The 20,789-nt window shown below is 63.2% G+C and carries 17 protein-coding genes; 6 read left to right on the top strand and 11 right to left on the bottom strand.

Going from position 1 to position 20,789, the window contains the following annotated elements:
- Nucleotides 1–213: 213 nt before the first annotated feature.
- Nucleotides 214–483 (bottom strand): hypothetical protein, encoded by a 270-nt coding sequence (locus P3G66_RS24360; RefSeq protein WP_276117216.1) that lies wholly within the window; start codon nucleotides 481–483, stop codon nucleotides 214–216.
- Nucleotides 484–1,058: 575 nt separating this feature from the next.
- Between P3G66_RS24360 and rsmG the strand changes: the two genes are divergently transcribed.
- From rsmG to P3G66_RS24380, 4 genes are all read left to right on the top strand, one after another.
- The gene (gene rsmG / locus P3G66_RS24365; RefSeq protein ID WP_019746204.1) at nucleotides 1,059–1,739 is read left to right on the top strand and encodes a 16S rRNA (guanine(527)-N(7))-methyltransferase RsmG; all 681 of its coding nucleotides are present in this window, start codon (nucleotides 1,059–1,061) and stop codon (nucleotides 1,737–1,739) included.
- Nucleotides 1,740–1,820: 81 nt separating this feature from the next.
- On the top strand, nucleotides 1,821–2,822 hold the full coding sequence (locus tag P3G66_RS24370; RefSeq protein ID WP_003942510.1) for a ParA family protein: 1,002 nt from the start codon (nucleotides 1,821–1,823) through the stop codon (nucleotides 2,820–2,822).
- 1 nt (nucleotide 2,823) lies between these two features.
- Nucleotides 2,824–3,864: a ParB/RepB/Spo0J family partition protein gene (locus tag P3G66_RS24375; RefSeq protein WP_261256393.1), complete on the top strand. Its 1,041-nt coding sequence runs from the start codon at nucleotides 2,824–2,826 to the stop codon at nucleotides 3,862–3,864.
- Nucleotides 3,865–4,119: 255 nt separating this feature from the next.
- Complete coding sequence (locus tag P3G66_RS24380) at nucleotides 4,120–4,803, top strand: hypothetical protein (RefSeq protein ID WP_007729135.1); 684 nt, start codon at nucleotides 4,120–4,122, stop codon at nucleotides 4,801–4,803.
- Nucleotides 4,804–4,823: 20 nt separating this feature from the next.
- Here P3G66_RS24380 and P3G66_RS24385 read toward each other — a convergent pair whose 3' ends face one another.
- The 4 genes from P3G66_RS24385 to nox form a co-directional block, all read right to left on the bottom strand.
- Nucleotides 4,824–6,014 carry an N-acetylmuramoyl-L-alanine amidase gene (locus P3G66_RS24385; protein ID WP_003942558.1) on the bottom strand — a complete coding sequence of 397 codons (1,191 nt, stop codon included), beginning with the start codon at nucleotides 6,012–6,014 and terminating at the stop codon, nucleotides 4,824–4,826.
- Between the two features lie 128 nt (nucleotides 6,015–6,142).
- The gene (gene trxA, locus P3G66_RS24390; RefSeq protein ID WP_003942530.1) at nucleotides 6,143–6,466 is read right to left on the bottom strand and encodes a thioredoxin; all 324 of its coding nucleotides are present in this window, start codon (nucleotides 6,464–6,466) and stop codon (nucleotides 6,143–6,145) included.
- A 38-nt stretch (nucleotides 6,467–6,504) separates the two neighbouring features.
- Nucleotides 6,505–7,512, bottom strand: a complete 1,008-nt coding sequence (trxB, locus tag P3G66_RS24395; RefSeq protein WP_003942521.1) for a thioredoxin-disulfide reductase — start codon at nucleotides 7,510–7,512, stop codon at nucleotides 6,505–6,507.
- Between the two features lie 131 nt (nucleotides 7,513–7,643).
- Nucleotides 7,644–8,855 (bottom strand): 4,4'-dithiodibutanoate disulfide reductase, encoded by a 1,212-nt coding sequence (nox, locus tag P3G66_RS24400; protein ID WP_064075696.1) that lies wholly within the window; start codon nucleotides 8,853–8,855, stop codon nucleotides 7,644–7,646.
- A 98-nt stretch (nucleotides 8,856–8,953) separates the two neighbouring features.
- Between nox and P3G66_RS24405 the strand changes: the two genes are divergently transcribed.
- The gene (locus tag P3G66_RS24405) at nucleotides 8,954–9,520 is read left to right on the top strand and encodes a helix-turn-helix domain-containing protein (RefSeq protein ID WP_003942539.1); all 567 of its coding nucleotides are present in this window, start codon (nucleotides 8,954–8,956) and stop codon (nucleotides 9,518–9,520) included.
- 9 nt (nucleotides 9,521–9,529) lie between these two features.
- On the opposite strand, the gene P3G66_RS24410 is transcribed toward P3G66_RS24405, so the two are convergent.
- The 5 genes from P3G66_RS24410 to P3G66_RS24430 are packed head-to-tail and all read right to left on the bottom strand — an operon-like array spanning nucleotide 9,530 to nucleotide 17,832.
- Entirely contained in the window at nucleotides 9,530–10,246 is a 717-nt protein-coding gene (locus P3G66_RS24410; protein ID WP_063315345.1) for a hypothetical protein, read from the bottom strand.
- Nucleotides 10,247–10,299: 53 nt separating this feature from the next.
- Nucleotides 10,300–10,926 carry an RNA polymerase sigma factor SigM gene (gene sigM, locus P3G66_RS24415; protein WP_074447119.1) on the bottom strand — a complete coding sequence of 209 codons (627 nt, stop codon included), beginning with the start codon at nucleotides 10,924–10,926 and terminating at the stop codon, nucleotides 10,300–10,302.
- Nucleotides 10,927–10,973: 47 nt separating this feature from the next.
- Complete coding sequence (locus tag P3G66_RS24420) at nucleotides 10,974–14,993, bottom strand: lipid II flippase MurJ (protein WP_276117217.1); 4,020 nt, start codon at nucleotides 14,991–14,993, stop codon at nucleotides 10,974–10,976.
- Nucleotides 14,990–17,344, bottom strand: a complete 2,355-nt coding sequence (locus P3G66_RS24425) for a DUF6049 family protein (protein ID WP_276117218.1) — start codon at nucleotides 17,342–17,344, stop codon at nucleotides 14,990–14,992. Before P3G66_RS24425 ends, P3G66_RS24420 begins: the two co-directional genes overlap by 4 nt.
- On the bottom strand, nucleotides 17,341–17,832 hold the full coding sequence (locus P3G66_RS24430; RefSeq protein WP_007729122.1) for an NUDIX hydrolase: 492 nt from the start codon (nucleotides 17,830–17,832) through the stop codon (nucleotides 17,341–17,343). The genes P3G66_RS24425 and P3G66_RS24430 overlap by 4 nt, the downstream gene beginning before the upstream one ends.
- Before the next feature lie 192 nt (nucleotides 17,833–18,024).
- Here P3G66_RS24430 and P3G66_RS24435 point away from each other — a divergent pair, with 192 nt between their 5' ends.
- A complete protein-coding gene (locus P3G66_RS24435; protein WP_276117219.1) occupies nucleotides 18,025–19,476 on the top strand; it encodes a CCA tRNA nucleotidyltransferase in 1,452 nt (483 codons plus the stop codon).
- On the opposite strand, the gene P3G66_RS24440 is transcribed toward P3G66_RS24435, so the two are convergent.
- Complete coding sequence (locus P3G66_RS24440; RefSeq protein ID WP_276117220.1) at nucleotides 19,460–20,767, bottom strand: MFS transporter; 1,308 nt, start codon at nucleotides 20,765–20,767, stop codon at nucleotides 19,460–19,462. The genes P3G66_RS24435 and P3G66_RS24440 overlap by 17 nt on opposite strands.
- Nucleotides 20,768–20,789 lie beyond the last annotated feature (22 nt).

Below are 20,789 nucleotides of genomic sequence, written 5' to 3' on the forward strand. Positions count from 1 at the left end.
AAACCGGATCGATGGTTGTTGCCCCGAGCCCTCGATCTCCATCCCAGATTGGTATTGGATGCCTACTGGATGGCGATCACGACCCAATGGCTTCTGGTGTGCCATCGTCAGCGCGAACCCCAACCTGACGGATGCGGTCGTGAACCAACTTCAGCCCGTCACCGTTTGCTTGCTCGATCATCGCGATCTGTGGGGCTTCGGCGCCTAGATCGCCTAGATCGGATCGTCTTCGGATGTTTCGAATGTCGCGAACGGTTCGTCGTGCGCCGGAGTCGACGATCGTTCCGGAGATGACAACTGGCGGATCTCGTGTTCGAGTCCCACCCAGTGTCGAGCCGGCATGGAACGACGGTGCAGTTCGATGAAGAAATTTATGTGGTGCGGATTGCTCAATGCATCTGCGACGGAGTCGAGGGCGAGCCCAATGCTGCGGAGTGCGTTCACTATCAGTCCACAGGAGAGGGTGAACTCTCCGATGCGCATCCTGTGGAGCGAAGCTTCTTGGATTGATTCACGGTTTGCGATGCCAAGTCTCCGGTCTCCCGCAACAGGGGTGTCAAGCCGACGGATGTATGGCTCGCAACAACCGGCGATGAGATACCGAAGTTGTCCGAGATCTGGAATCGAAGTCTGTTTTCCGAGTCGACCTACAGAGAGGATTTGACTGACCGAGTCCGTTCTGCAGTCCGTCGCCGGCGATCTTTGCAACGACTTTTTTACCGAAAATTGGTCTTTTTGGGTCAGAATTCCATCCATGTAACTACCCATGGCAGTTTCGTCACTGTGATGATACTAAGAATTGCGCTCCTATCTGCATTCGATCGCCCGGCTATGTTTCACGTGAAACGCGTCAGAATTGGAAGATTTTTCAGCGCAATGTTTCACGTGGAACGTGAACCCCTCCCCTCCCCCGCTTGAATTTTGGGCCGAATACTTCCCAAAGAATGAACGAGTCGGCAGACTCACAGCGAGTCGGTGTGCAGAAGCGAACACATGTCGGCTCCAGAGCGGATAATGATTTCGGTCTTGATTGTTGATTTCGCGGTTTACGCGGGAGGATGTTTCACGTGGAACAGAATGGTGCGGCGTCGGTTGACTGGGACGAACAAGAGACTGCGCGCGCAGTGTTCGGTGACAGATATGAGATCGCGGAACGGTATTACCAATCCCTGGCGACGGATGGTGTCGAGCGCGGGCTCATTGGTCCCCGTGAAGTCCCTCGACTGTGGGAGCGTCACCTTCTCAATTGCGCCGTCATCGGTGAGTTGATTGCCGAAGGCGAGTCGGTTGTGGACGTTGGAAGCGGCGCCGGCCTACCCGGTATCCCTCTCGCAATCGCCCGCCCGGACTTGAAGGTGACTCTGGTCGAACCGTTGCTTCGACGCTCGGTGTACCTCGCGGAGTTCATCGAGTCCAACGGTTTGGACGTCTTGGTTGTTCGAGGGCGTGCCGAGGAATCCGGCGTCGTGAAGGAAGCAGGCGGCGCGGACGTTGTCACCTCGCGAGCCGTGGCGCCCCTCGAGAAGCTGGCACGTTGGTCCCTCCCACTCATTCACGAGCACGGCCGGATGTTGGCACTCAAGGGTTCGAGCGCCGCCGAGGAGATCGAGCGAGACCGTACGGCGCTCACCAAGTTGGGCGCAGGTAAGTTGGAAATACTCGAATGCGGAGCCAAGATTCTCCGCACCCCCACTGTTGTGGTGAAGGCCGAACGTCTCCCGAAGCGCCGCCAGCGTTGATGATTTACACGCATGCAATCGAGAGCAATGTACAGATGATGAGAGCACCTAGTGATCGATTCCCAATCGAAGGAGCAGTCAATGTCGGGTCGATCTGAATCCGCCGTTTCACGTGAAACACCGAAGCAGCACACGAGTGCGGGTGCGGATCAGATCGTCAACGACGACGACAATTTCACCGCCCCCTACGCGGCGATCTCCTCGGAGGAGACCCCCATCGGGGCGGCCGCGCATCGAGCGAGCCAAGTGCTTCATCCTCATTCGGTGACGCTGCCGAAGCCGGCGTTCCGCCGCGTGATCACCATCGCGAACCAGAAGGGTGGCGTCGGCAAGACGACGACCACGGTGAACCTTGCGTCGGCGCTCGCTCTTCAAGGGCTCACTGTCCTTGTGGTCGATTTGGACCCTCAGGGCAACGCCAGCACCGCTCTGGGCGTCGTCCATACCTCGGGCACCCCGTCGAGCTACGAGCTGCTCATAGGCGAAGTGAAGGCCCCGGAGGCGATCCAGACCAGCCCGCACAGTGAGCGCCTTCTCTGCATCCCGGCAACGATCGATCTGGCGGGCGCCGAGATCGAATTGGTCTCCATGGTTGCCCGCGAGAATCGACTCAAAGGCGCGCTCAACGACAAGGTGCTCGCAGAGCTTGACGTCGACTTCGTCCTCATCGACTGCCCGCCCTCGCTAGGACTGCTGACCGTCAACGCGATGGTCGCTGCCAAGGAAGTTCTGATCCCGATCCAGTGCGAGTACTACGCCCTCGAGGGGGTCGGTCAGTTGCTCCGCAACATCGAACTCGTCCAGGCTCATCTCAACCCGGATCTGCATGTCTCCACCGTCCTACTGACGATGTACGACGGGCGCACCAAGCTGGCCGACCAGGTCGCCGAAGAAGTACGCAAGCACTTCGGTGAGGCCGTTCTGCGCGCTGTGATTCCGCGCAGCGTGAAGGTGTCCGAGGCTCCCGGATACGGGATGACAGTTCTCGACTACGACCCGGGTTCACGTGGCGCCATGAGTTACCTCGACGCCGGCCGTGAACTTGCCGCCCGCTCTGCCACCACGACGACCCAGGAGCAGTGAGATGAGTCAAGCACGCAAAGGTGGATTGGGCCGCGGCTTGGCTGCTCTCATCCCCACTGGGCCGGCCACGGCGCCGGGTCTGGGATCGGCTGCAGCGGACGTCGTAATCGGCGTCGACAAGCGCAACCCCTCCCCTCCCCCACCGACCAAGGCGGCCCCGAAAACGCCGAAAGCCACCAAGGCGTCGGCTGGGAAGGCTCCGGTGGAAGCTGAGCCGGAGACCGAACTCGAGCCGACCGGCGCGGTCTATCTCGAGATCGAACCGAGCCTGATCGAGACGAACCCGAAGCAGCCTCGCAGCGTTTTCGACGAGGAAGCACTCGCGGAGTTGGTTCACTCGATCCGCGAGTTCGGCTTGATGCAGCCGATCGTGGTCCGTCGTCACGGTGACAAGTACCAACTTGTCATGGGTGAGCGTCGCTGGCGCGCGAGCCAGGAAGCCGGGCTGGAGAAGATTCCTGCGATCATTCGTGAAACAGATGACGACTCGATGCTGCGCGACGCGCTCCTCGAGAACATCCATCGAGTGCAACTGAACCCCCTCGAAGAGGCAGCGGCGTATCAGCAGCTGCTCGAGGAGTTCGAAGTCACCCACGAAGAATTGGCCAATCGGATCGGACGTTCGCGTCCCGTCGTGACCAACATGATTCGTCTGCTGAAGCTGCCGGTGGCGGTTCAGCGTCGCGTTGCGGCCGGTGTACTTTCGGCCGGCCATGCTCGCGCACTGCTGTCCCTCGAGGCGGGTGCCGACGCTCAGGAGGTCATGGCGGCGCGCATCGTCGCGGAAGGAATGTCTGTTCGCGCGACGGAGGAAGCAGTCACTCTGGCCAACCGGGCGGATAATGAGATCGCTCCCCAGCAGAAGCGCAAGCCCATCGTGATGCCGGGCCTGCAGGATGTGGCCGAGCGGTTGTCGGACTCGTTCGACACTCGGGTGACTGTCAGTCTGGGCAAGCGGAAGGGAAAGATTGTGGTCGAATTCGGCTCGGTCGACGACCTACAACGCATCGTCGGAATGATGGAAGCACAGAAATCCAAGTAGAGAACTCGGATGCCCGTTTGGTGACGTAATCATGATGACCGGGCACACCACCTATTTTCGTCACTGTGACAAATCTAGGTGGTCCGAGCTTCTCGAAATCTTGAACCGGGACGAAAGATGTTGAACAGCAATATATTAGGGCGATCAACTCTCGTGCCACTGCCGACTTGTCGTAGCTGGCCTATCCTGGAGAAGAGAAAAGCAGCGGGCGAGCATCAAAACCGCTTCGGGGACCTACGGAGAGTGAGTTAGTCAGTGTCGACTCACGTCATCACCTCTCTCACACTCGACAGCCTCGATCAGCTTTCCGCCCATGCGCGTCGATGCGTGTTCTGGGAGATGGACCCGGGCGCGCTTCACGACGCCCGAGGATTCTGCGATCAGGAATTCGAGAAGGAAGCCTGGCTGTCGATGGTCATGCTCGAGTGGGGTTCGTGCGGACAGGTCGCCGTCCGCGACGGAAAGCCGCTCGGCAGTGCGTTGTACGCCCCTCCCCGCATGATCCCGCGCGCGCAACTGTTTCCCACCAGCCCGGTCAGCTCGGACGCAGTGCTTCTGACAAGCCTTCGCCTCGAGCCCTCGGGCATAGAGGAAGAACTAGGGCCGAGCCTGCTGGCCGCTGTCGTGACAGATCTGGTCCGACGAGGAGTTCGTGCGCTCGAGGCATTCGGTATCCGTAGCGACGACTTGGGACCTGCTTCCGACGTGGCCAGTGCAACTGCCGCTCTGGAATGTTCACCCGCAGAATGCATGATCAGTGCCGAGTTCCTCGAGGACTACGGTTTCGAGGTCGTGGCACCGCACCATCGCTATCCGCGGCTTCGTCTCGAACTCAATCGAGATCACGAATGGAAAGTCGACGTCGAAGAAGCCCTCGACCGTCTACTGAAGGCCGCAGCTCTCGAGATGGTGGAGATCAGCGAGCTCGCCAGAGTGTGAGCAGGTGCCGACCGCAGGACCTACGAAATGCGGTCGGCTACCGAAAGTTCTTCAGCGAGAAGCTCGGCGAAGGTGAAGGTGCCGGTCGGCTGATCGTCTTGACCCAGCAGGTACAGCCGCTTGACCGAGATCAAGATGGCTTCGGCGATGGTGTCACGCATCCGCGGATTCGTCAGTACCGCAACGTCGGACGCGTTGGACAGGTAGCCGAGATCGATCTGTACCGTCGGCATGTTGGTCAGGCGCAACAACTCCCACGTTCGACCGTGAGTTCTGCAGTCCCGCAACGGAGTTCGCGCAACGATCTCGCGCTGAACGAAACCGGTCAACACCTGCCCGATCATCGAGACCGAACCGTGCGAGTTACCGAAGTGGAAGCTCGCGACGCCGTTCGCCGACGGGCTCGAGTTGCTGTCGCAGCGCAGGGAGATCATCAGATCGGCGTCGAATGCGTTGGACGTCAGCGCGCGCTCGGCCTCGCTCGGATCGGCGTTGTGCGGGCGGGAGAGGAAAGTTTCCATCCCGGTTGCTGCCATCCGCCCCTCGAGGCGCATAGCCAGATCCCACAGGATGTCGGCTTCGGAGATGCCGTTGACGATGGTGCCGGTGGACGGACCACCGAGGCCTGGATCGATGACGATGCGCTTGCCGCCCAGCTGTGGGCCCTTGCGCCTCACCAGCTCCTCTTCGCTGATCGCGTGCGGCGATCCGCCGGTGACGCGAGTTCCCAGCAGTTCCAGCGAACGCAGTGTCTGCGGTCCGCAGATACCGTCGGCGGCGATCCCGATTTCACGCTGGAAAGACGAGAGAGATTCGTGGGTCTGCGGGCCGAAGAAACCGTCGACCCGACCTGCGTAGAAGCCGAGGTCCTGCAGTTTGGCCTGCAGAGCTGCGACGTCGTCGCCGTACAGCGGCGCAGAAAGCTGGTAAATCAACGTACGGGCGCCCAGGCGGTACGAGGCCTCGCGAAGTGACCGATAGGTGGCCGGGCCCACGATGCCGTCGACAAGTAGCCCACGCTGCTGCTGGAAGGCGCGAACGGCGCTGTCGAGTTGATGATCGAAGATGGCGTCGGGTGCAACCCAGTGGGCACCGTCGGCGCTTTCACGTCGAATACCGGAAGTTCCGTGATGGAGGTATCCCAGCTTCGTCAATGTGCCCCGAATCTCGGCGACGGCCGGGCCGTGATCGCCGTGTCGGAGTCTGTGCATGCGTGAAAGCCTCTCGGATCGGTTAACGAATTCGATCGATGTGCCTGGTCGTAGACCCGATCAGGCACATCGATCGATTATCTCAGAAATTCTGTGGATTGCGAGAATCCACGATGCTCATCCAGCCGTCAGAGAACGTCTGCGAGGTCCTTGAGCAGTGCGGCCTTGCCCTTGGCGCCGACGATCGTCTTGATCGGCTTGCCGTCCTTGAACAGGATCATCGTCGGGATCGACATGACCTGGAAATCGCGGGCGGCCGCCGGGTTGGCGTCGATGTCGAGCTTCGCGACGGTCAGCTTCTCGCTGTTCTCACCGGCGATCTCCTCGAGGACCGGGGCGACCATCTTGCACGGGCCGCACCAGGTTGCCCAGAAATCGACCAGAACGGGCTTGTCGCTGCCCAGGACGTCCTGCTTGAAGGAATCGTCGGTGATGGTGACGGTATTCGACACTGTTACTCCTCGAGGGTTGGGTACGACAGCTTGATGAATCAGGGAGCGCCGACGACGTCGACCGTATGGCCGGCAGCGTCGAGCGTGTTGGCGGTGATGTCGCCACGATCGGCCAGCCAGCGTTCGGCGTCGATTGCTGCGGAGCATCCGGTGCCGGCAGCGGTGATCGCCTGGCGGTACGTGTGATCGACCAGGTCACCGGCAGCGAAGACGCCGTCGACGGAGGTCGCGGTGGAACCGGGAGCGACGCGCACGTATCCGGCGTCGTCGAGATCGACCTGGCCCTTGACGAGCTCACTGCGCGGGTCGTGGCCGATGGCGACGAACATGCCGGTGATCTCGAGTGTGGAGGTCTCACCCGTGACGGTGTCACGAACGACGAGCCCGGTGACGCTGTTCTCGCCGAGGACCTCGACGGGCTCCGCGTTGGTCAGGAAGCGGATCTTCTCGTTGGCCTTGGCGCGCTCGAGCATGATCCGTGAGGCGCGGAATTCCTCGCGGCGGTGCACCAGGGTGACCGAGCGAGCGAAGCGGGTCAGGAAGGTTGCCTCTTCCATCGCGGAGTCGCCGCCGCCGACCACGACGATGTCCTGGTCACGGAAGAAGAAGCCGTCGCAGGTGGCGCAGGCGCTGACGCCGCGGCCGAGGAGGCGTTCTTCACCGGGAATGCCGAGGTAACGGGCTGCCGCGCCCATGGCGAGGATGATCGCGTGCGCGGCGTACGTTTCGCCGTTCGCGACGACCGTCTTGATCGGGCCGCTGAGATCGATCTCTTCGACGTCCTCGGTGCGGATGTCGGTGTCGAAGCGAAGTGCCTGCTCACGCATCTGTTCCATCAGATCGGGGCCCATGATTCCTTCGCGGAATCCGGGGAAGTTCTCGACCTCGGTGGTGGTCATGAGGGCGCCACCGAACTGGGTTCCCTCGAAGAGCAGGGGCTGGAGCTCAGCGCGCGCGGTGTAGACACCAGCGGTGTAGCCGGCCGGTCCGGAACCGACAATGATGACGTCATGGACCGCGGGCGTGTTTTCCAGCTGGGTGGTCATGCGAGCCTTCCAATAGTGAGTGCAGACCCTCCGCTTCTTGGAGAGCCGTACCGATCAACACCAGGATAAGGGGTGTTGTTCCCGCACTCGGCTGGAAAGTGGCTCACAGCCGGCAGCTCACAGTGTGGGACTCACTGGGCGGGGCGCGGTGCCTCCCGAACCACCAGCGCGTCCCGAACCACACAGCGTGTGCCGGTGTAGATGGTGGGCATGCACTTGTTGCAGTGGATACACAACCCCTCGTCGACGCTCTCGGCTCGGAATTTGTTGACCAGTTGTGGGTCCCTGAGGAGCGCGCGCGCCATGGCGACGAATTCGAATCCTTCATCCAGTGCGTGCTCGATGGTGTCGACGCGGTTGATGCCGCCGAGCAGGATCAGTGGCATCCTCAGCGCCTGTCGGAACTGACGGGCGAAGGGCAGGAAGAAGCCCTCCTCGAACGGGTACGTCGGAAAGAGTTTGGGACCGTAGAACTTCAGCCCGTACCCGACGAGTTTGGGTTGGGAGGCGACAAACTCAGCCAGTGGGACCTCACCGCGGAAGAAGTACATTCCGTTGAGAAGTGAACTGCCACCGGTCAATTGCATCGCATCCAGATGGCCGTCGGCTTCGAGGATCTGGGCGATCGGCAGGCTCTGGTCGAGCCACAGACCTTTCGGCACCCCATCGGACATGTTGAATTTCGCGGTGACCGCCACGCTGGATCCAGCGGCGCGTCGCACCGCTTCGACGACTCGACGCGGATACTCGGCGCGCTTGGCGACGCTGCCACCGTATCGATCGTGGCGCTTGTTCAGATTGGGGCTCATGAACGAACTGAGGAGGTAGTTGTGGCCGAGATGGACCTCGATGGCGTCGAATCCTGCGTCCACGGCGACGCGAGCGGTCCGTTCGAAGTCGGAGACGACACCGTCGAGTTCGGCGAGTGTCGCGCCCTTGACGAGGCCCATCGCGGGCGGACTCAGCCGGGTCGACGGCGCCAGAGTCTTCGTCTTGTTGGAGAGCGTGTTGGCGACCAGTCCCGCGTGGCCGATCTGCGCCGCAGCAAGTGCGCCTTCGGCGTGGACGGCGTCGGTCAGTCTGCGTAGTCCCGGCAGCGCGCGCTCGTCCATGACAAGGGTGTCGCGGTGGACTCGTCCACCTGGTGAGACGGCGCAGTAGGCGACAGTGGTCATCGCGGCCCCGCCGCGGGCCACCTCGGCGTGGAAGTTGATCAGATCGTCCGAGACCGCTCCCCGGGGCATGACGCCCTCGAACGTTGCAGCTTTGACGATGCGGTTGCGCAAGGTCAGAGGGCCGAGACGTGCGGGTTCGAATATCGACGGTGTGGGCGCTGTGGTCATTTTCAACTTCCTGCGGCGGCCTGATCTTTACGATGCCAGTGGACTCGTAACTACGACGATATAGCGCCTACTCCCAATCTGTCCGACAATTCGACACGATGAATGCCACAGGATCAGGTCGCCCACGAGACCCACGCATCGACGACACAGTCCTCGAGGTCACCCGAGCGATGCTCCTCGAGGTCGGTTGGGATCAACTCAGTCTCCGGGCGATCGCGGCACGGGCAGGGGTCAGCCGAGCCTCGATGTCGCGGCGATGGCCGTCGAAGGCACATCTTGTTCTCGGGTCGATCCTGGGGGCGACACCGGACCTGACACCGTTCGAGGGCACCGATCGCGACGGCTGGATCCGTTGGGTGGTGGAGGGAAGTGCTCAGCTCTTCTCCCGTCCCGAGGTTCGCGCCGCGTCGCCAGGATTGCTGGCGGCCCTGCGCGACCACGACGACCTGCGCAACGAATTGTGGCGCGGGTTCAGTGGACCGAGTACGCAACTGTTCCTTCAGAACGCCGAAGATCCTGAATCGGCACTGCTCGATGCCAAGGCCGTGCTGGTATTGGCGGCCGGGGCAGCGATGTTTTCGAGTCTGATAGCGGTCGAGGACGATACAGATGCGCTACGCGAAAGAATCCTCGAGCTCTTACTCCCGGCGGCATCGCCGCGCTGACCGTCGACGTCAGCCGATGTTCTTGACCGACAACGTATTCGGATTCCCGTCGCTGCAGTTGATGCCGACAGTCAGTGCAGTGATCTGACGCGGCTGCGATCCCGTGAAGAGTAGGACTATCGCCGGCGCCCCGTCGATGCGAATCTCGCCGGAACCGAGCAAAGGCCGGCGCTCGTCGATGCCGTTGGCGCGTAGGCATCCGGCAAGTTTGGATGGATCATCCAGTGGTCCAAGGTTTTTGGATCCGACGAGTGAGAGCAGAGACGCCGAATCCGGATCGTTGACAGCAGACGTCGCCGGTGTGCTCGGTTGAGCAACAACACTTTCGGCAGGTTCGGAATCTCGGGTTCCGACAACAACGATCACGAAGGCTACCAACACGGCTGCTGCGGCACCGAGAACCCACGCTTGTGGGCGCCGCCGGAACGGCACGACAGCTGCCTCAGCTGGCGGCTCCAGCTGTTCTGACTGTAGATCCAGTGCCGAATTGATTCGCTCGGCAAGCGAATTCGGAATCCGTTCGTGAGTGGCCTTGCTCGAGTTCAGTGTCGCGAGTGATGCCGTGACGCCGTCAAGGGCGGTGACAAATGCATGGGCGTCAGGATCTGCGTGTACCACCGGCCACAGAGCCGCACTGGTTTCGGAATCGAGAACCCCGGCGTGAAGATCTGCGAGTAGGTCTTCCGAAAACGGAGGCGACGGAACGCGAACAGACGGATCTGTCATGAACCCTCCCTCGGCAGTCGGTGCGGACCCTTACAAGATAGGACGCGGCCGGTTCACGAATGGTTCCCGCCTTCGCGAAAGTCCTCCAACTGGGCGGCGAGACGCTTGCGCGCGCGGGCGCAGCGACTCTTCACGGTCCCTACGGGCACTCCCAACCTCTCGGCGGCCTCGGCTACCGGATACCCCTCGACATCGACGGCGACGACGGCAGCACGCTGCTCAGGCGGCAGCGATGCCAGTGCCTGTTCGACGGTCAGGCTCATGTCCACTCCTGCCGCGTAATCGCGGTGATCGCGGGGTTCCTCCGCATTCTCGGAAGACAGAGAAAACGCGGCCCGCGATTTGTTGCGTCGGATCCGGTCGAGGCAGGCATTGACCACGATGGTGTGGAGCCAGCTGCGCACCGCCGCGTCACCGCGAAACTTCGCCGCCTTGCGGTGCGCGGACAGCAGACCCTCCTGGAGAGCGTCTGCCGCATCCTCGTCCGAGTAGCTCGTTCGCCGGGCAACGTGCCACAGATGATCCTGATGCCTGGTCAGTAGTTCACGGAACGCATGCCGATCGCCCTCGACATGAGCAGTCAACAATTCGAAATCCGTCGCCTCGAGATTCTTGTTCTCGAAACTTCTGGATTCGAATTTTCCGGCTCCGCCCCCGGTGCCCCCCCGATAACTGTGCACGGGCGGATATTAGCCCAGTCGGTAGGTTTCAGAAGGGCCAAGGGCGATCACTTTGCGGCAGTGAATGCAATCTCCGAGATGGATGTCTGGTTTTGTCCGGATTCGGTGCTGAGCTGCGTAATCCAAACCAGGACATACTGACCCGAGCCGTCCGACGTGACTGGAATGTCGGTCACGCCGTTCTTCAGGACACCCGATCCGATTTCCTTGGTCTGATCCAGCGAAGTATTCGCAGAAGGGGCAGAACGGATTTCAACGACGGTTCCCGGCGAATCAGACGTGATCGCAACGTTCTTCAGGTTGGCGGCATCGGCAAGCGTCACCATCAGGCCGACACCGTTCTTCAGCGACGGGAACGGCTGGAAGTACGAATCCGACGACCATGCGGTGGCCGGATTGCCGTCGATGGCGTTCTTCGCTGTTGCCGGCTGATCCGGCGTTCCCTGGGGCGAGAACACCGTTACGGCCGAGGAAGCTACCGGAACGGTTGCTGCCGCCGGTGCGGGCGCCGGTGAATTGTTCTCGGGCGCAGTGGCTTCGGTGGTCAGTCCGAAACTCTGCTCGCTGAGCGGGGTGTCGTTACTGCCACCCGAGAGGAAGCTCGCTACCCACACCACAAGGAGAATCAGGACGATCACGGTGAAGACACCGAGCGCCGTCAGTGCCGCGAGCATCCGCGTCGACTTCTTCTTCTCGGCCTCGATGGCTTCGGGGTCGTTCAGTGCATGACCCGACGCACCCTGTTCGCGGTGGCCGAGACGAAGTGCCGGAATCATTTCCGTCTTGTCGTTGACGACGGACGCCTGATCGAGGATGTGCTGCACGGTGGCAGCAGTGCGGATTCCACTCTCCGACTGCAACGCTCGAACCGCAACGGCCGAGATGTCGAACGGAACCTCCGGACGGACGACCCGAGGCTCGACGATGTTCCCGTCGGCGCCGCGGCCGGCGGGAAGCAAACCACCGACGGGACCGGCGGACGGATCGGCGAGCGGCCAGCGCGCCGTGATGAGCGAGTACAGCATGGCGCCGAGACCGCGGACGTCGCTGGTGGAATCGGCGTCGGCAAGCGTCGCCGGGAACGCCAGTACGGCGTCACCGTTGATGCTGATGCGAACGCGGTCCGGGTGATCGATGGACAGCGCACCGCCGGTGCGGTGAGCGGCTTCGGCAGCCGCCGCGAGGGCGCGGATGGCGCGGGCTGCACCGATCGGCGACGGCGTCGTCTCGGCCATCTCACGCAGCGAACGGCCGGGAGTCCATTCGGCGACGACGATGCCGCCCGAGCTTCCGCGGACGACGTCGAGGACGCGAGCCAGACCGGGCGAGTTGATTCGTCCCAGGCGCAGGGTGCGTGAGAGAACTGCCTGCGGTCCGGACTGGCTGTCGTCGTCACCGCGCTGATCGGCGTCGACGAACGTCAGGGCTACTTCACGGTCGAGCTTGACGTCGAGAGCTTCCCAGAACTGCAGTCCGCGGGTTCCGCCGTGCGGCGCGAGCAGACGGTAGCGTCCGCCGGCGACAGATGCGCCCGGGATGAGCTTCGGTCCACGGGGCATCGGTCGCTGGGCCGGTCGTGATGCGGATCCGGCGGCAGGTGTGCGAGGTGCAGTGGGCGGTGTCTGAGCGGCAGCCGTCTTCTGAGATTCGGGTGCCTTCTTGTCCGGAGCAGGCGTCTTCGGCGCGGGTGTCTTCGAGACAGGTGCTGAAGGTGTCTTCGACACGGGCGCCGAAGGTGTCTTGGACACACTGACCGGAGGTACCGGCGGAGCGGCCTTCTGCACCGGCGGCTGCGGCTTCTGACCCTGCGGGCTTTGGCCCTGCTGCGGTCGCTGTGCGGGCTGCTGTGGCTTCTGACCCTGCTGTGGCTTCTGGCCGGAAGATGCGGAGGAACTCGTGGATGCAGGTGTGCCCGACGATGCCGTTGACTTCTGTTCGGACGCTTTCACGGCAGAAGTCCCGGCACTCTTGTTGCCGGAAACGTTGTCGTCGCTCACCCTCGCTCCTTCTCCATCGATAGCCCGTCCCCGAATACGCGCGGGTTGCGATCCTGTACGCCCACGACCAGGGTACGGGAGCGCACCCGGTCGTTCTTGCTCGTTTGATTCCGTTCTGATTGCAGGAATCAGCTCGGTGACGTCGTCGTCGGTGTTGTTACGTGTGTCCGGTTCGGCGCGACCTGTCAGTGAACGAATCTTGCGGGAGACCGCAACCGTTACCGACAGGACTTCCGGAACCTTCTTGAAGTAGAGAATCGTGAAGGTGATCGCGAGCATCAGGATGCCGCCGACGGCGACGCGAACCATCGAGCCAGGTCCGCCGAAACGCTCGGTGAGTTGATCGAATCCGAGGACCCGGTCGACCGCGAGCATGGTCAACGACCCGGCTAGCGAGGCGAGTACGACGGACCAGACTGTCTTGCCCACGTTGGCCATCTGCAGGTTTCCGAGGCTGCGGTGCAGGAGGTACCCGCCGATGACGGCGCCGGTGATGTATCCGAGACCGTTGGCCGCACCGAGCAGGATCACGACCTGATCGCTGTTGGATGCGAAGACCGGAGCGAGCGCCGAGAAAGCGATTTTCACTGCAGTGATGCCGAGAACGATCCACGTCGGCGTCCAGGCCTGTTCGCGGGCGTAGAACACACGAAGTTGGATCAGGACCAGCGCGTACGGAATCAACGTGAATGCCGACCAGCTCACGGCGGTGCCGAGTCGTTCGGCCTGTTCGGGTCCGAAGCGGCCGTAACCGTAGAGCGCTTCACCGACCTGCGGACCCATGAAGGTCAGGAACATGATGATCGGAACCAGCGTGATCATGGTCAGACGCGTTGCGACCGACAGATCGTCCACGACGGCCGGGGTGTCGTCGGCAGCAGCGTTGCGGCTCAGGCGCGGCATGATCGCCGTCAGAACCGTCACTCCGAGCACGCCGTACGGGAGCTGCAGGAGCAACCAGGCCTGGCTGTAGATGGCAGGGCCGGCTTCGTCGGCGTGGGAGGAGATCTTGGTCGCGAAGATCATGCCCATCTGGCTGATCAGGACGTACAAGACGATGGCGACGGCCATGCCGCCGAACTGGCGCAGGCGGTCGTCGAGACCCCACAGCGGCTTGAGCGAGATCTTCTCGCGGCGAAGCGCGGGGATCAGGCTGGCTGCCTGCACGATGACGCCGATGGTGATGCCGATACCGAGGGTGAGCAGCTTTGCATCGCCCATCGAGACCGGATCAAGCGAGATCTCGCCCGGAGTCAGGCGGTAGATCACGAGCACCACGAGGACGACGACGTTGTTGAGTACGGGAGCCCAGGCTCCGGGCTTGAAGATCTGCCTGGTGTTCAGAAACGCTGTGAACAGTGCCGACAGCCCGTAGAACAGGATCGCCGGCAGAAGTAGATACGACAGCGCCGTGGTCAGGTCGGTGCTGACCTTGCCGTCTTCGGACAGGAAGACGTATTTGGTGAGTACGGGTGCTGCCAGGGTCGCGAGCAGCGCGGCCATGCCGAGTAGAACGAGCGACGCCGTGAAGAGGCGTCGGACAAACGCTTCGCCGTGATCGGCGTCCTCCCGCTCGGCGCGAACCAGCACGGGGACGACGATGGCGGTCAGCACGGCGCCCAGAACCAGTTCCGCGATCATGTTCGGAATCTGGCTGGCGACGGTGAACGAGCTGGCGATGGCGGGGCCGAGGACCATCAGGATCATCAACTGCTTGGCGAATCCCGTGATGCGGCTCGTCAGCGTCGCGATCGCGATGGAACCCGTTGCCGCGAGGAGTCGAGAGTTCGTCTCCTTGCGTTCCCCGACCTGGACATGGGCGTCGGTGTCGAACTCGTCCGACGTGGTCGTCGCCCGGTCGGCAAACTCCATCTCGGCTTCGCGGTACCGGGGGTAGTCGCGGATCACCGGGATGGTCATGGTGGGTGCGTCGTCGAAACGTGCGTCCGGGTTGACCGGCTGGATCGGGTAACCGCGCTCCCACGGTGGCATCCGAGGATGCGAGCGGGTCGTGGCACTCTTGCGGGTGATCGCCGAGCGGCGACCCTCCTCGGGTGGATTCCCGGTCATGAGCGTTCGTACCCTTCATCTGCTGGGTCCGGCTGACCCTTGAATCGATGCCACAGCCGTCGCCCTGCCAGGAACAGCAGCAACCCTCCCGCTGTCGCCGTCACGGCGGCCAGGGGACGACCGTACGCATTCGACCGTACGGTCACGCTGGTCGGCGTACCCAATTGGCGGCCATCTGTCGTGGTCAGCGAGAAGTTGACTTCCAGCTTGCGAGAATCGTTCATTTCCGCGGGCACAGTCAACTGTCGGCTACCTCGCGGCGGCAGCTGTTTGGGACCGATGTCACTGATCTGCATCTCGGGTGGGGCTTCCACACGCAGGTCGACGTTGATGGCGATGGGCAGTTCGTTGCGCGCCACCAGCAGGAGCGGACTCTGCCCCGACGCAAGGGTGTAGACGCCGCCCGGCGACACCACACTGACGGCCCGGTACATCCCGTCGACGGCTTCGGTGACGTTGTCGGCGCGGATGGTCGCAGCGCGCTCCGCCCGATTGACCGAAGCGGAGTCGACGTTGCGGCGATCGGCCAAGGTCATCGAGCGGAGCAGATCTTCGCGGAGCGGCGCCGTGAATCCCCGGGGGGTGAGCGAAGCCGCCGGATCGTCCACGAGCGAAGCTTCGAGCCCGTCGATACGCGGAAGTTGGGTGGTTGCGGTCTCGACGACGGACGTCTGCGGACCGTCCTGGGTAGCCCGGTCCGGGTAGTCGAGCGTGGCGGCGTCCGTCGCGCCCGGTTGCCTGCCGAGCAGTGCCGGCAAGGCCTGAGGTGAGGCGAGCCCGGACCGGATGAGGGTCGCGAGCATCGAGAGCACCGCCGTGGCGTCGTTGCTGTCGGCGGTCCACAGTTGCGGCGGCGCGAAGATCTGATTGCGCGGCAGCGACGTCGGCGTCAGCGCGGCCCAGGCCATCGCCCCCAGCGCGTCCTGACGCCGGGCGCTGCGCGATTCGATGTCGATGGTCGGCGCGGTGTCGTCGGGGATGTACGACGGGACCTGCGGTTCCGAGCCGGTGGCGGCCAACGCTGCTGCCGCCGAGGTGTCGAAGGCAAGCGCGTCGAGTGAGCCGGTTATCCGCGACGACAGCTGCGGAGCTGCCGAGTCGACGGAAGTGTCAGCCACCATCGCTGTGGTGGGATTCACGCTCAGCACCTCTGCGGTGGCCGAGTCGAGGACACCCGAATCCGGCCAGACGAAATCTCGCAGTGAGGTCACGCCGAGGATGTTGTCGACGATGTCCGCCGGCCGTGTGAGCGCGGTAGCCGTCAACTCCGGATTGGCCACCGAGGTGACCGCGGCGAGATCGGCCTGGGCGAACGGAACCGCCGTCGTGCACATCGAGGACGCGAGGGTCTTCACCCGGCCGAGCCACTGGTTGGCGGCGTCGCTGCCGCGGCCTTCGTGCGACGGTCCGGTGGGATCTGACGAGTTGTCGGCCACGAGGTATCCGCGAGTCATGTTCTCGACGGTGATCAGAAGGTCGGGGTCGATTGCCAGACAGAGCGCATCCGTGACGCGGCGATCGGTGTCGCTCTCGAGCTTGGTGGCGTTCTCCACCGCATCGACCAACGCGTCCAGGCGCCCGCCGTCGGAAAGTTCGGTGGCGAGTTCGTCGTCGATCAGGCGTACGGGCTCGTTGACCGCGCCGGGTATTCCGCCGACGAGGCGTGGCGCATCGGCCAGCGGCCACATGAGCGTGACGCCGATCGGGGCGGACGTGTCGGGGGGAACGACGGCCGTGGCGGACGAACTGGGGGTTCCGGCTGTGGCGTTCGATTCGGCTGCGGCCGGCACACCGAGGACGGGGAGCAGGAAGCGTGCGTCGTCGAGTCGGGCGGCACCGCCGTACTCCGGGGTGCCGTTCACGTTGACGAGCATCGGGTAGACGCCCGGTTCGGTGATGTCGAGAGACAACCCGGTAGTGCTCCGCAGCGGCAAGGTGAGCGTGAACTGCTTGGACTGGCCGGTGTCGAGGGTGGTGGCAACGGTGTCGAATTCGCCGACCGTGTCGAAAACGGCCTGGTCGAAATCGAGTGCTGCGCGCACGTCCGAACTGGAGTCGATCGCGGGAGCGCGTTGCAGCCTCACTCCGACGTCCTCGACGGGACGGTCACCGACGTTCTTCACCGTGCCCTTGACCACGACGTTGCGGTCGCTGGTGGTCGTCACCGTGGTCGGTGCGGTGGAGTCGATGGTCAGCTGCAGAAATTTGGCATCGTTGGTGTTTCGCGCCGGGGCGCGCTCACTGGGCTGGCTGGACGGCGCTGCCCATGCGACGGCCGTCGTTGCAGGCCCGAAACCGACAGCGGCCATCACCAGAGCGGCCACACCGGCCCGCCGCAGTGCCATTCTCATCCGGCGTCCGGTTCCTTCGGGCGCTGTTCTTGCCGTATTTCCGTTCGCGGCATCTCGGCGATCATCTGGGACGCGAGTTCTGCGAGTTTGCGCTCGTCGGCGTATGCGAGGCGCGAGTGCAATTCCGTCAGCGGCACCCAAGCGACTTCGGTGACCTCGATGTCCTCGTCGGAGAGTTCACCGCCGAGAAAGCGGAGGAGATAGTGGTGCACGGTCTTGTGGACGCGTCGACCTTCGGTCACGAACCAGTAGTCGATGCTGCCCAGCGGTGCCAGGACGGTTCCCTGGATACCGGTTTCTTCTTCGACCTCACGCATCGCGGTCTGCTCAGCGGTCTCACCTTGTTCGATATGGCCCTTCGGTAGCGACCAGAGCAGGCGTCCGCGGCGGTCGGTTCGGCCGATCAGTGCAGCGCAGAGGCGTTCCGGGGGTCCTCCCCAGCCGTCGACGACCAAGCCGCCCGCAGAAGTTTCACGGACGGTTCGCATCAAAGGTTTATCGGGGTTGCCGACGGCAGGTCGACGCCGCGGGTTGCGGCGACTCCTGTTTGTTCGTTCGGCACCAGACACCTCATCGATACTAGTTGGCGTTGCAGCGTTGCCCGGTAACCCGCGCAAAGCGGTCTATCGCGTTCGTATGCGCGTTCTGCTATTTGCGCACCTTAAGTAAGCTCCTTTCACGTGACTGTCCCTACCTCCGATGCTGATCGCCGCCTACGACTGCTTGCCGACGCCACTGCAACGCTCGGCACGTTGTCCGACGTGTTGAACCCGCTCGGTGAGCGTTTTGCTGCGGCCGGTCACGAGCTGTTCCTGGTGGGTGGCAGTGTTCGCGACGCGATCCTCGGCCGCTTCAGTGGCGATCTGGACTTCACGACGGACGCCAGGCCGGAGAAGGTTCAGGCTCTGCTCAAGGGCTGGGTGGACAAGCAGTGGGACACGGGCATCGAGTTCGGGACCATCAGCGCCATCAAGCACGGCCAGGAGATCGAGATCACGACCTTCCGGGCCGACGCTTACGATCGCGTCTCTCGTAATCCGATAGTCGAGTACGGCACGACGTTGGCCGACGATCTGGTGCGCCGCGATTTCACCGTCAACGCGATGGCGATGAAGATCGGCGCGGACGGTTCCTACACGTTTGTCGATCCGCTGAACGGCATGGACGCCCTGTTGGCCGGAGAGCTAGATACGCCGTCGGCGCCGGAAAACTCGTTCAACGACGATCCGCTGCGGATGCTGCGCGCAGCCCGGTTCGTCTCGCAGCTTGGTTTCACGTTGAACAATCGTGTTTTCGAGGCCATCAAGGAGATGGCGTCGCAGATCGAGCGAATCACCGCCGAGCGTGTGCAGGTCGAGCTGAACAAACTGATGCTCGGCATGTACCCGGTGGACGGCATCAACATGATGGTCGACTCCGGACTGGCTGCATACCTGCTGCCCGAGGTTCCGCAGATGAAGCTCGAGATCGACGAGCATCACCAGCACAAGGACGTCTACCAGCACTCCCTCACGGTGCTCCAGCAGGCGATCGATCTCGAAGAAGGCGATCCGGACCTCGTATTGCGTTGGGCAGCACTGCTTCACGACATCGGAAAGCCGGATACCAAGCGTAACGAGCCTGGCGGCGGGGTCAGCTTCCACCACCACGAGGTGGTCGGTGCCAAGCTGGTGCGCAAGCGCATGCGGGCACTGAAGTTCTCGAAGCAGATGGTCGACGACGTCTCACAGCTCGTGTTCCTGCACTTGCGTTTTCACGGCTACGGCAAGGGACAGTGGACCGACTCGGCGGTGCGGCGGTACGTCACCGACGCGGGCGAGCTGCTCCCCCGCTTGCACAAGCTCGTGCGGGCCGACTGCACCACACGCAACAAGCGTCGCGCCGCGCAGCTGCAGGCCACGTACGACGACATCGAAGAGCGGATCGCGCGCATCGCCGAGCAGGAAGACCTTGCTCGCGTGCGTCCGGACCTCGACGGCAACGCCATCATGGAGCTGCTCAACATCCCGGCCGGCCCGCAGGTGGGCAAGGCATGGACGTTCCTCAAAGAACTACGTCTGGATCGCGGCCCGCTCGAGCGTGACGAGGCCGAAGCCGAACTGCTGAAGTGGTGGGCTACCCAGCAGGGCTAGTTTCTCGTTTCTTGCGGTTGATCAGCACCGCTGACAATCCGGCGGCATAGACACCCGCGCCGGCAAGGGCCAGGCCGACGCTCTTGCCGTCGGGTGCGATCACCGTCGACGCTGCCGCGATCGCACCGATGAACGCGACGTTGAACACGGTGTCCTGCAAGGCGAATACCTGGCCACGACGGTCGTCGTCGATGTCGATCTGCATGGCCGCGTCGCCGCTGAGTTTCACGGACTGGCCGGCGACGCCGAGCAGGAAAGCGGCGATCAGCAGCGACCCCTGAGTCAGCGTGGTCACGAAGACGAGCTGGACGAGAACCGCGCACACCAGGGCGTAGGTGATCGTCCGTGAGCGACCGATCCGCGGGATGAGGAACGGTGTGATCAATGCCGCGATCAGCATTCCGATTGCCGTGGCGCCGACGGCGACGCCGAATCCGGCCATCCCTCCAGGTAATTGGGAGCCGTTCGAGGTGTCGCGTAGGACCAGCACCATGATGAGGGTGTTGATGCCGAAGCAGATGCGGTGCGCTCCGATTCCGATCATCGCCGTGGTGACGCCGGGCGCCTCCCAGACAGCGGTTGCCCCGGTGCGCAGTCCGGCCGTCACCGAACGGACGGCACTGGCGCGGACCACTTCGTCGGCGACCGGACCAAGTGAGCGGGCGGTGAACCTGGCCGCGGCGAGGGCCGCGATCACCGATCCCAGTGCTGCGATGGCCACGGCGGCGCCTGACGCTCGATCCCCCGCGCCGATCATGCCGATGATCGCCACCGCTGCCGAAGCACCCAGGGCCGCTATCACCGAACCAGCGGTTGTAAGAACGGAATTGGTTGCCACCAGCCACGATTGCCGGACGACCTTCGGCAGGGCTGCGGATACGCCTGCCCCGACAAAGCGACTGACTCCGATTGCAGCAAGCGCACAGGTCAACAACAGAGTGTCACCGCCGCCGGCGACCAACAGCACCGCAGTGGTCAGGATGAAGAGCCCGCGGAGCACGCTCGCCCACAGGAGCACCAGGCGGCGGTCCCAACGATCCAGCAGAGCGCCGGCAAAGGGGCCGATCACCGAATAAGGAAGGAGCAGTACGGCAAAGCCGGCCGCTATCGCCACCGGATCGGTTTCGCGTTCCGGGTTGAAGAGGATTGCGCCGCCGAGCGCGGCCTGGAACATTCCGTCGCCGAACTGGCTGGAAAAGCGGACGAGCGCCAGCCTTCCGAGGCCGGGTGATTCACGCAGGGTGTGCAGTACGCGCTGCCAGGCCTCGCGGCGGTTCGAGGCTCGGTTCATAAGCGGAAACTGTAGTGGGTGG

Origin of the sequence: Rhodococcus sp. C3V (genome assembly GCF_029269915.1) — a bacterium.
GTDB lineage: Bacteria > Actinomycetota > Actinomycetes > Mycobacteriales > Mycobacteriaceae > Rhodococcus_F > Rhodococcus_F qingshengii.

Coding starts and splice junctions, on each gene's coding strand:
- P3G66_RS24360 (WP_276117216.1), bottom strand. CDS start 483: ATGCGCATCGGAGAGTTCACCCTCTCCTGTGGACTGATAGTGAACGCA.
- rsmG (WP_019746204.1), top strand. CDS start 1,059: ATGTTTCACGTGGAACAGAATGGTGCGGCGTCGGTTGACTGGGACGAA.
- P3G66_RS24370 (WP_003942510.1), top strand. CDS start 1,821: ATGTCGGGTCGATCTGAATCCGCCGTTTCACGTGAAACACCGAAGCAG.
- P3G66_RS24375 (WP_261256393.1), top strand. CDS start 2,824: ATGAGTCAAGCACGCAAAGGTGGATTGGGCCGCGGCTTGGCTGCTCTC.
- P3G66_RS24385 (WP_003942558.1), bottom strand. CDS start 6,014: ATGCACAGACTCCGACACGGCGATCACGGCCCGGCCGTCGCCGAGATT.
- trxB (WP_003942521.1), bottom strand. CDS start 7,512: ATGACCACCCAGCTGGAAAACACGCCCGCGGTCCATGACGTCATCATT.
- nox (WP_064075696.1), bottom strand. CDS start 8,855: ATGACCACAGCGCCCACACCGTCGATATTCGAACCCGCACGTCTCGGC.
- P3G66_RS24405 (WP_003942539.1), top strand. CDS start 8,954: ATGAATGCCACAGGATCAGGTCGCCCACGAGACCCACGCATCGACGAC.
- P3G66_RS24410 (WP_063315345.1), bottom strand. CDS start 10,246: ATGACAGATCCGTCTGTTCGCGTTCCGTCGCCTCCGTTTTCGGAAGAC.
- P3G66_RS24420 (WP_276117217.1), bottom strand. CDS start 14,993: ATGACCGGGAATCCACCCGAGGAGGGTCGCCGCTCGGCGATCACCCGC.
- P3G66_RS24425 (WP_276117218.1), bottom strand. CDS start 17,344: ATGAGAATGGCACTGCGGCGGGCCGGTGTGGCCGCTCTGGTGATGGCC.
- P3G66_RS24430 (WP_007729122.1), bottom strand. CDS start 17,832: ATGCGAACCGTCCGTGAAACTTCTGCGGGCGGCTTGGTCGTCGACGGC.
- P3G66_RS24440 (WP_276117220.1), bottom strand. CDS start 20,767: ATGAACCGAGCCTCGAACCGCCGCGAGGCCTGGCAGCGCGTACTGCAC.